The sequence below is a fragment of the Endozoicomonas sp. ONNA1 genome (genome assembly GCF_024606325.1).
Taxonomy (GTDB): Bacteria; Pseudomonadota; Gammaproteobacteria; order Pseudomonadales; family Endozoicomonadaceae; genus Endozoicomonas_A.
Genome location: NZ_JAHHPN010000945.1, coordinates 1 through 9,290, shown reverse-complemented (window position 1 = coordinate 9,290; position 9,290 = coordinate 1). Strand labels below are relative to the sequence as shown.

Sequence of the window (9,290 nt, the reverse complement as noted above, 5' to 3'; positions counted from 1 at the left end):
AATGGATTATTAATGCCGTGGGGATGTTGCATACATCGACTCAGATGCCTGAAAAATCGATTACTCAGGTAGATGCAGATTTTTTTCACAAGACAATGGCGGTCAATGTTCTATCCACTCTCTTTTTAGCGCGTTATTTCCTGAATAATTTTAAGGGCAGTGATTGCCCCCGATTTGTTGCACTGTCTGCAAGAGTGGGCAGTATTGAAGATAACCAGTTGGGTGGCTGGTACAGTTACAGGGCATCGAAAGCGGCTCTTAATATGGTGTTGAAAACATTCAGTCATGAGTGGCGAAGGAAAAAGCCTGATGGTTGTGTTGTGGCCATGCATCCGGGCACGGTTGATACTCAGCTTACCGAGCCATTTAAAAAAAATGTTCCACCTGAAAAACTCTTCTCTTCAAATCACTCAGTCCATCAGATGTTGGAAGTTATTCGTCGTCTAAGTTCTGGGCAGAGTGGTCAGTTCCTGGCTTACGATGGCTCTTCGATTCCATGGTAGTTGTTCGAAAATTTGATACTTTGTGATCATACCCTGAGCAATAATCCGGCCCCTCCCGGAAAGCCCGGGGCATAAATGACAAAGCTACTTCACAATTGACATTGAAAGATGGGCATGGAAATTTTCAAAGCCCGCTATGGAAAATTTCTGCCAAAGCAGGCTTTGAAGGTTGATAGCGTCAGGTGAGCATAGACAAGACAACTTCTGCAACAGCTTCTGAAGAGGCAGGATTTTGTCCGGTTACCAACAAACCATCGGTGATACAGTAGGGTGACCAGTCATCTCCCTGACTGTATTCAGCCCCTTTATTTTTGAGTTCATCTTCCAGAAGAAAGGGCACGACATCGGTTAACCCGACAGCGGCTTCTTCGCTGTTGCTGAAACCAGTGACTCGCTTGCCACTGACCAGCGGTGTATTGTCTCCTTTCACAGCATTCAGCAAGACGGCTGGTGCATGGCATACGGCAGAGACTGGTTTCCCTTGTTTGGCAAATGTCTCTATCAGGGCGACGGAGTGCTTGTCATGGGCCAGATCCCATAAAGGACCATGTCCACCCGGATAAAAGACGGCATCATAGTCGTCTGCAGAGACTTCAGACAACTTGACGGTATTCGACAGTTTATCTTGCAGGGCACTGTCAGAATCAAACCTCTTGGTGGCAACCGTCTGAAAGTCTGGCAGGGCACTTTTGGGATCAACAGGCGGTTGTCCTCCCGCAGGGGAAGCCAGAGTTATCTCAGCATTGTGATCCGCAAACACGTAGTAGGGCGCTGCGAACTCCTCGATCCAGAAACCGGTTTTCTCTCCCGTGTCTCCCAGCTTGTCATGGGAGGTCAGGACGAATAGCACCTTCATAAGTTCATCTCCATATGGTCAGGCGGCATGCCTGAGAATTTGGCTGGCTACTTCAGGAGTAATGTTCTGTTTTTCTCCCAACGCAGTCATTTTATGCCGTTTCAGCTGATCAACAAGGTTGGCGATGGCGCTTTCTTCGATGCCATAATCGGACAAACGAGTTCCAATGCCCATCTGTTCAAAGAAATCACGGGTTTTGTCGATGGCTGCATCCATCCTCTCCTGGTCGCTGCCCTCCTTAATGCCCCAGATCCTGTCGGCATACTGAAGCAGCTTGGACGCTTTCTCTTCTCTCATGACATGCATGACAGAGGGAAGCACGATCGCCAGTGTCCGGGCGTGATCCACTCCAAACAGGGCGGTGATCTCATGGCCAATCATATGAGTAGACCAGTCATGGGGCACACCCATGCCAATCAGACCATTCAGGGCCTGGTTTGCAGTCCACATGATCGTGGCTCTTGATTCATAATCCTGCGGTTGTTTGAGAACCACCGGGCCCTGCTCAATCAGGGTTGACAGTAAACCTTCGGCATAGCGATCCTGAACAGGTGCATTCTCACGGGTGGTGAGATACTGCTCCATTACATGAACAAAGGCGTCTACTACACCGTTAGCGGTCTGGCTTTGGGGAAGGCTATAAGTGGTTTCCGGATCCAGCACCGCAAATTGTGGATAGACTTCGGGACTGCTAAAGGCCAGCTTGTCATTCGTGGCTCTGCGGGTAATGACAGACCCGGAGTTGCTTTCCGAGCCTGTGGCTGGAAGGGTAAGAACATTGCCTGCAGGAATGGCCTGGTGGATCCTGGCTTTGTCACTGAGAATGGTCCACGGGTCGCCTTCAAATGGAATAGCGGCGGCAATAAATTTTGTGCCGTCAATCACTGAGCCACCGCCTACCGCCAGCAAGAAATCAATGTTTTCCTGTTTTGCCAGAGCGACTGCTTCCATCAGTGTTTCAAAAGAAGGGTTTGGTTCAATGCCACCAAACTCGGTAATGGATGGGTGGTCTTTCAGGGCTTCCCTGACTTGATCAAGAGTGCCGTTCTTTTTAATGCTACCACCACCATAGGTGATCAGGATTCTGGCATTGCGCGGGATTTCATCAGTAATACGGGCGATCATGCCTTTGCCAAAATGAATGCGCGTTGGGTTGTGAAACGAAAAGTTTTTCATAAATGATCCTGATTCTAATTAACTGAGTTTAACGAGCATTTTGCCGGTATTAATGCCAGAGAAGAGGCCCAGGAAAGCCTCGGGGGCCTGCTCGATACCTTCAAAAACCGTCTCTTTCCAGGAGATCTTGCTTTCCTGTATCCAATGGCTCATTTGTTGAACAAATTCGGGGTAGTGGTCCCAGTGCTCAAACACAATAAAACCCTGCATTTTTAATTTTTTCACAATCATCTGTGACAGGTTAGCCGGTCCGGGAACAGGAGAGGTTGAGTTATACTGATCAATCATGCCACACACAGCTATGCGACCATGATCGTTCATGAGGTCGAGAGCGGCTTCAAGGTGCGGGCCGCCAACATTTTCAAAATAGACATCAATACCTTCAGGGCAGGCTTCGGCAATGGCATTGGCTAAATTGGGGGCGGCCTTGTAATTGACGACAGCATCTATTTTCAATTCTTCCTTCAGGTAGCGTGCTTTTTCATCGGAGCCAACACTGCCGGCAACATAGCAACCTTTAAGCTTTGCAATCTGGCAGACTGTGGACCCCACAGCGCCGGATGCAGCAGAAACAAAAACACGATCACCTTCCTTCAGTTCAGCAATTTGTGTTAACCCCGTCCAGGCTGTCATACCTGGCATACCCAGAATTCCGAGGAAGGCCTGATCGTCAACCTGTGTCTTGGGTAATAGCTGAAGGTCTTGACCCTCAGAAATGAAGTACTCTCGCCAGCCATTCATGCTGGACACTTTACTGCCTTTGGGCAGGGATGGGTTTCTTGACTCTACGACTTCTCCGATGGCTGCGCCTTCAAGAGGGGCATCCAAAGCAAAAGGAGGTATGTAGCTTTTACGATCGATCATGCGTCCACGCATGTAGGGATCCACTGACATCCAAAGATTTTTAACCAGAATTTCACCTTCTTTCAGCTCTGCAACTGGCTGAGAGACCAGCTTGAAGCAGCTGCTGTCAGGCAAACCCTCGGGGCGTCTGACAAGGTGAATCTCGTGACTTTTCTCTATAAACATGAACCGAAATCCTGAAACGATAGTTAAGAGGTAATTTATCGTTGTAATCAATATGACTCCAATGCATCATCGTTATAGTAGTCATGATTGTGAGTAATGATTTTGCCTGTTGATAATCTGTCGTCTTCTGACTTAAATCTGCTGCCGGTCTTGCAAGTTCTCTTGGAGGAGCGCAGTGTGACCCGTGCTGCCGGTCGATTAAATCTGACTCAGCCTGCCATCAGCCGCAGTCTGGCCAGACTCCGGGTACTTTTTGATGATCCTCTATTCACTCGAACTCCCCAGGGGCTGGCGCCCACTCCACGGGCTGAGGATATCGCTCTGGGTTTGCAGAAATCATTGCAAGATATCAGCCAGTTAATTGAACCTCCCCGTTTCATAGCAGCAGAGTCTGAACATAGCTTTCGATTGGCGTCTTCAGATTACGGGGCCCATGTGTTATTGCCTGAAGTCATAAAGAGGTTGAGTCGGGAGGCTCCGGGAATTTCGCTGGAAATTGTGCCCTGGCGCTCGCATTTGCTCCATGAACTGGATCAGCAGAATGTCGATCTGGCAACCTGCTCTATCACCGACGCACCCGCAATGATTCATGGGCGAGGAATAGGTCAGGACAAGTTTGTCTGTGTTGTCAGAGATTCTCACCCTCTGGTGGAGCAGGGTATGGATATTGAGCGCTATGCCAGTCATTCCCATGCATTGATCACCATGGGAGGAGAGCGAAAGGGAGCTGTCGACTATTTGTTGGAAGAGCGGGGATTGTCCCGGCGAATTGCCCTGAGGGTACCGCATTTTATTGCGGCACTGGCTCTGGTTGCCAATACCGATTATATATTGACAGCGCCTTATGGTTTGGTGGGAAGCTGCGCTCATCACTATGGGCTGGCAATACTGCCTTTTCCCATGGAGCAAAAGCCTTTTACCTACTCAATCATATGGCATGAGAGGTATATGAAAGAGCCTGCTCATATCTGGTTCAGGCAGCTGGTCTATGAAGAGCTGACCCAAAAGATCAATCGGCTTCATCTCGAGTGCAAGGTTTGAACACATTGTGATTGATTAAGCGCATGTGAGCATAAAAATTTCGTTTCTTTGTTAATTTTCTGTCACTATGTGAAGTGCTTGGAACAAACAGGGAGTGTTTGAAATGAAAGCTAACGGATTGGCACTTTTGCTGATTTTATTTCCTTTGCCTCTGATGGCTGAACAGGTGGCAGATAATCAACGCTGCTCATCAGGTCTGGCCATCTATATCGCAGGAGAGTATGCCAAAGCATTTGAGGTGCTCAAAGCTGAGGCTGACAAGGGGCTGGACTGTGCACAGCACTGGGTGGCCAGAATGTACCAGATGGGTCATGGAATCCCCATGAACAGAGAGCTTTCTAAAGCCTATTATGAACTGGCTGCCCGTCAGGGGTTTGAGCAGTCCATCATGCAGCTTGAGTTGTTGAAGAACGATTGAGATGACCAGAATAAAAAAAGCCCCTGACCACTTTTATGCTGATCAGGGGCTTTTTTAATGGCCGGGAATGAAGGGTGAGTACGTCCAACCAAGCGTAAACTTTTGTCTGCTGTCATTTTTAGGAAGGGCTAACGTTTTTGAAAGGCACTAAAATAAACGGGGGATAAATTAAACATCTTCAAATTTAAGGTCTATTGTTATGCCTCATCAATAAAGCCTGTAGGCAAATCCAATTATGAAAACGGCAAGACTTCTCACTATGACTCATCTGTTTTTCTTATTCATAGTATCTGTCGTTTTGCCGTTTGATGCCTACAGTGCTGCTTATGCCAATCTATTGAGCTGGACTGGTTGGTTGAGTTCCTCCAAAGCCATTGAAAAAAGGACAGCGGTATCGGAAGGGATTAGCAAGCTGTCGTTTATAGGTAGCGGTCCGCCTCTCCTTCTTGCTTATGGTGGCAAGACGGTTGACGAGAACATCAAGACAGTTTCTGAACTAGAGGACAATCAGCTTTATATCGTCCTGAATAGCCAGCCGGGCGACCTGTTTAATTTTTGTTTCAGAACTCCTCCCGCATTTTCGTCGGGAACTTTGCCCTACCCACCGGTCATTACAAAGCCTTTGACGGGCCAGAGTATGCCTCATATGCAAAACGGGGGAGTAAGACTGATCGCATTGGCACCAGACAGTGATCGCTGGCAGCATGAGTACCTGGCCAGATGGCGTTTACCGCCAGGTAATCAGTCCTTGGTTCTGTCCATTGAAGACAATGAGAGTGGATGGGTTTTAGAGCCAGAATGTAGCGGTATTGTTTCAGAAAGCACTGGTTCACCGTCGTCTTTGGATAGCAGTGTTCACGACGGTCATAATTTCGGTGACAAAAAAAAATCATCTGTCGATATTATTTTCCGTAACACAGAGACTCTAAAAAATGAGCCTGACCATCCTGAAGACAAAAGCCGTTTAAGTGGACCTTTGGCTATACCCGTAGCTTCTGATAGTGCCGATAACCATGAGTCATTCACAAGCTCTGGTGGTGGCGGTTTTGGTGGTGGGAATGATTTTGACGATTTATTCAAGAAAAGGCCGGGAAACGGGATGGCCCCACTTTACTATTTTGAATGGATGAGTGAACTGGTCAGCAGTATGGTCCTGATGCCTGACAATGACGGCCAGACCGTTAAAAAACGGATCTGGGATAGCCGGATTGTGCTCAAAATTAAACAGGGTTGGAATGAGCAGACGATCATTATTTCGCAGGCACTGTGGGACAGGATAAGCAGGGCAAATCTTGAACGGAGTTCAGAACTGTTTCTGGCATTGTCCAGAAGCCCCGATGATCCGGAAGCTGCATTTAATCATTACCTGGACAGTAACCGGGCACAACCATTACAAACAGAAGACTACAGTCGTTATGCACAGCAAGGTTTCATTTTAAGTCCTGAACAATTACGCAGTGTGTCTGTTTTTCCGGGCTATTGCCCCACTGGGACCGGTTGCTCTGGAGGAACCAGTCAGGTTGAAAAGGAAATGGCCGGCCTTGGTATGCAACCACCCACCTATACCCAATCTCAAAGAGACTATGGTCGGCACAATCAAGGCAGCCGTGGAGGAAGGAATAGTGGGGGAGACGATGGGTCGGGTGGGTCTCCAAACGCTGGGTTATGCCAAAAGTGTAGGAAACCTGTACTCGCCTTCAATAAATGCCGTGAATGCCTGAATCGTGAATCTGATCTGGTCGAGCTGGAAGCGACTGAAGAACCGCTTGCTGCGATAAGACGAGATAAAGAAATGCCGGTGTCTGAAGCAAAGGATTTTAATACTTCAGCAATCCATGTATTTCGATGGTTCCAAAGTTTGAGATTCAATGAAAAAAAGAGAGGGGGTTATTTTCGCACTAATGATTTCTGTAATTTGCCAGAGCTTTATAACCTCTTATCTCATGGCCTTGCTTCAGACAAAAATAATCTAAGTAAATTCCATTCGAAATGGGTTGAATTTACAAAAGGAAATTTAGAACTTTACCACCTTATTTCAGAAGTCGGTGAACTGGCAAAATCCCAGGGGGGCGATGATTATGTTGAGGTGACGAGAATTATTAAATCGCTTGCTTTATACAGTAATATATATGAGAGCGAGGTTGCATTAAAACTATTCAGAAATGAATTACTGCACTACTTAAAGAGTAATGATCTCTTGGTGTCAGATGACTGGGATCAGGTTTATTATTCAGGGTTAACCCAACAAAAGAAAGCAAGCCTAATTAATTTTATTTATCAGGTGTTTAAAATAACTGGTCGTTCTCTACAAGAAGAAATTGTCCCATCGGAATATAAAACAATAGTGATGTTTAATAGATTAGCCAGAGATATTTATGCTGAGTATAACTTTGGTCTGCCGGATATTAACGATCAGGGGGAGGGATACACTATTATGTGGGGCTATCCGGACCATATTCAATATTCTTTTATTACCCGATCTAACATGAATAGATTACGTGAGGGTCGAAGTCATCAAGCACTTCAAAAACTGGCATTAGATATTTCTGGCGATGAATCATCAGGAGCTGAAAATGTTAGGGCAATGTTTACCGCTTTGGTTATTATAAGATCAATGTTTGCGGAACGTTTAAGAAAAGTGTTCCCGGAACACGCTTTTTTACTAAAAGATGTTCCTCGTGTGCAACTTGAGTTTTTAAGAACTTTTACCCTTAAAGCCAGAGAACAACTTGTTGAGGTACTAAAACTTACTCGGCCAGAAAAAAAAGACGAATTCGTACGTAATATGTTTTTGGTCTTTGGTATGGTTCCTGAAGAACTGTCCCGGGAGTGGAGCCCTCTATTTGTTCCTTCAGAGCAAGCTGCTGCTCACAAGGAACAAGCTGCTGCTCACAAGGAAGATGTACAAAATGTCAGTCTTCACGCTGACGTGAACGGTTCAGGAGGGGGCTGGCAGGTGATCGGCGATTCAAGAGCACTGAAAAGCAAAAAGAAAAAGCGTTCAGGTTCCACAGGCAGGTCTGTTGCCGGGTATCCACCCTGCGCTGCCCGCTATCGTGATAACTCTCGTCCGGATACAGTTCAGGGGCAGCAGGCTAAGGTCGACATAGGACAGCAGTTCCGACGTCGGCAGTCCTCAACACGGGCCAGTTTGCAGCTGAATGATTCTACCAGAGGTAATGATTTTGGCGGTGTTCAGTTAAATCCTGCACCAGGAAAAAAAGTAAAGCTGACACCTTTGGCGGTCAGGCCCCGGTACGATACTCCGCTGATAGATATTGGTGCCAATCTGGTAGGTAACAACAGATTTCATAACTTAAGTGGAGTTCTGGCTGATGCTGTCCGTTCGGGGGTCGGCACCGTCATTATAACCGGTACTTCTATCCCAATATCTGGACAGGTTCAGGATGAGGTAATGAAATGGGTGGAATCCTCTCCTGTGTCAGACAGAGTAACTGGTCAGGCAACAGCTATTGACGTTTCCTCTGACGCCTCCCGATGTTCTTTATACTATACGGTGGGTTGCCATCCTCACAAGGCCAAAGACTTTTTAAAAGACGGTGGTATCCCGGCGATAAAAGAAATACTTGAGAAAGATCACAGTCGCTGCGTCGCAGTGGGTGAGTGCGGGTTGGATTACGACCGTAACTTCTCAGATGAGAGAGATCAAAGAGAGGCTTTCCGGCAGCAGCTGGCACTGGCTGTGGAAATGAAAAAACCGTTGTTCTTGCATGAGCGTGATGCCCATGACGATTTCAAGGAAATTCTGGAGGGTTATATTGGGCAGCTGCCTGCAAAAAACATGGCCTGCGTTCACTGTTTTACCGGCAATGGCGAGGCTCTTCAAGATTACATCGATATGGGGTGCTCCATTGGAATTACCGGATGGATTGCTGGTAACAATAACAGAGATCTGGTGGAAGCATTGAGTACTGTTGGATGGGATGTTCTGCGGGACCGTCTGATGATTGAGACGGATGCACCATTTTTACGCCCCTTTCAGGTGATGTCCCGAAAAGATAATCCTAAGACGGATAATAAAAAAAGAGTTGATAATGTCCCTGCTAATCTGCCCTATGTGGTCCATGCACTGAGCGAAGTGCTGGGTGTAGATGCAGAAGAGATTGCTGCTGCAAGCACCCGTAATGCCAGGAAGATATTCTCCCTATTTGACGTTGATTGAACTTTTTTTATTGTTTTCGACGACTCCCGGGATCTCTGTTTTCCGAGCGACTGTGTTGGAAAGTCAAATTCCGTCTGAGGGTAA

At 46.9% G+C, this 9,290-nt stretch carries 7 protein-coding genes; 4 read left to right on the top strand and 3 right to left on the bottom strand.

Annotated elements, in window-relative coordinates:
* Positions 1-503 (top strand): SDR family NAD(P)-dependent oxidoreductase (locus KDK19_RS22715; protein ID WP_257293010.1); only part of this gene is annotated, 503 nt, incomplete at its 5' end.
* A gap of 178 nt (positions 504-681) precedes the next feature.
* Here the strand turns inward: KDK19_RS22715 and KDK19_RS22710 are convergent.
* From KDK19_RS22710 to KDK19_RS22700, 3 genes are read right to left on the bottom strand one after another with little or no spacing between them, the layout of a single operon-like run.
* Positions 682-1,359, bottom strand: a complete 678-nt coding sequence (locus KDK19_RS22710) for a type 1 glutamine amidotransferase domain-containing protein (protein ID WP_257281388.1) — start codon at positions 1,357-1,359, stop codon at positions 682-684.
* An 18-nt stretch (positions 1,360-1,377) separates the two neighbouring features.
* On the bottom strand, positions 1,378-2,535 hold the full coding sequence (locus KDK19_RS22705; RefSeq protein ID WP_257293009.1) for an iron-containing alcohol dehydrogenase: 1,158 nt from the start codon (positions 2,533-2,535) through the stop codon (positions 1,378-1,380).
* A gap of 18 nt (positions 2,536-2,553) precedes the next feature.
* Complete coding sequence (locus KDK19_RS22700; RefSeq protein ID WP_257281390.1) at positions 2,554-3,564, bottom strand: NADP-dependent oxidoreductase; 1,011 nt, start codon at positions 3,562-3,564, stop codon at positions 2,554-2,556.
* A 96-nt stretch (positions 3,565-3,660) separates the two neighbouring features.
* On the opposite strand from KDK19_RS22700, the gene KDK19_RS22695 reads away from it, so the two are divergent.
* From KDK19_RS22695 to KDK19_RS22685, 3 genes are all read left to right on the top strand, one after another.
* Positions 3,661-4,605, top strand: coding sequence for a LysR family transcriptional regulator (locus tag KDK19_RS22695; protein WP_257293008.1), 945 nt, complete (start codon positions 3,661-3,663; stop codon positions 4,603-4,605).
* 103 nt (positions 4,606-4,708) lie between these two features.
* The gene (locus tag KDK19_RS22690; protein WP_257254723.1) at positions 4,709-5,023 is read left to right on the top strand and encodes a hypothetical protein; all 315 of its coding nucleotides are present in this window, start codon (positions 4,709-4,711) and stop codon (positions 5,021-5,023) included.
* Between the two features lie 235 nt (positions 5,024-5,258).
* Complete coding sequence (locus KDK19_RS22685) at positions 5,259-9,206, top strand: TatD family hydrolase (protein ID WP_257293007.1); 3,948 nt, start codon at positions 5,259-5,261, stop codon at positions 9,204-9,206.
* Positions 9,207-9,290 lie beyond the last annotated feature (84 nt).

Excerpts from the sequence above, each read along its gene's own strand:
- KDK19_RS22705 (WP_257293009.1), bottom strand. The coding sequence starts at position 2,535 with ATGAAAAACTTTTCGTTTCACAACCCAACGCGCATTCATTTTGGCAAA.
- KDK19_RS22685 (WP_257293007.1), top strand. The coding sequence starts at position 5,259 with ATGAAAACGGCAAGACTTCTCACTATGACTCATCTGTTTTTCTTATTC.
- KDK19_RS22695 (WP_257293008.1), top strand. The coding sequence starts at position 3,661 with ATGATTTTGCCTGTTGATAATCTGTCGTCTTCTGACTTAAATCTGCTG.
- KDK19_RS22690 (WP_257254723.1), top strand. The coding sequence starts at position 4,709 with ATGAAAGCTAACGGATTGGCACTTTTGCTGATTTTATTTCCTTTGCCT.
- KDK19_RS22710 (WP_257281388.1), bottom strand. The coding sequence starts at position 1,359 with ATGAAGGTGCTATTCGTCCTGACCTCCCATGACAAGCTGGGAGACACG.
- KDK19_RS22700 (WP_257281390.1), bottom strand. The coding sequence starts at position 3,564 with ATGTTTATAGAGAAAAGTCACGAGATTCACCTTGTCAGACGCCCCGAG.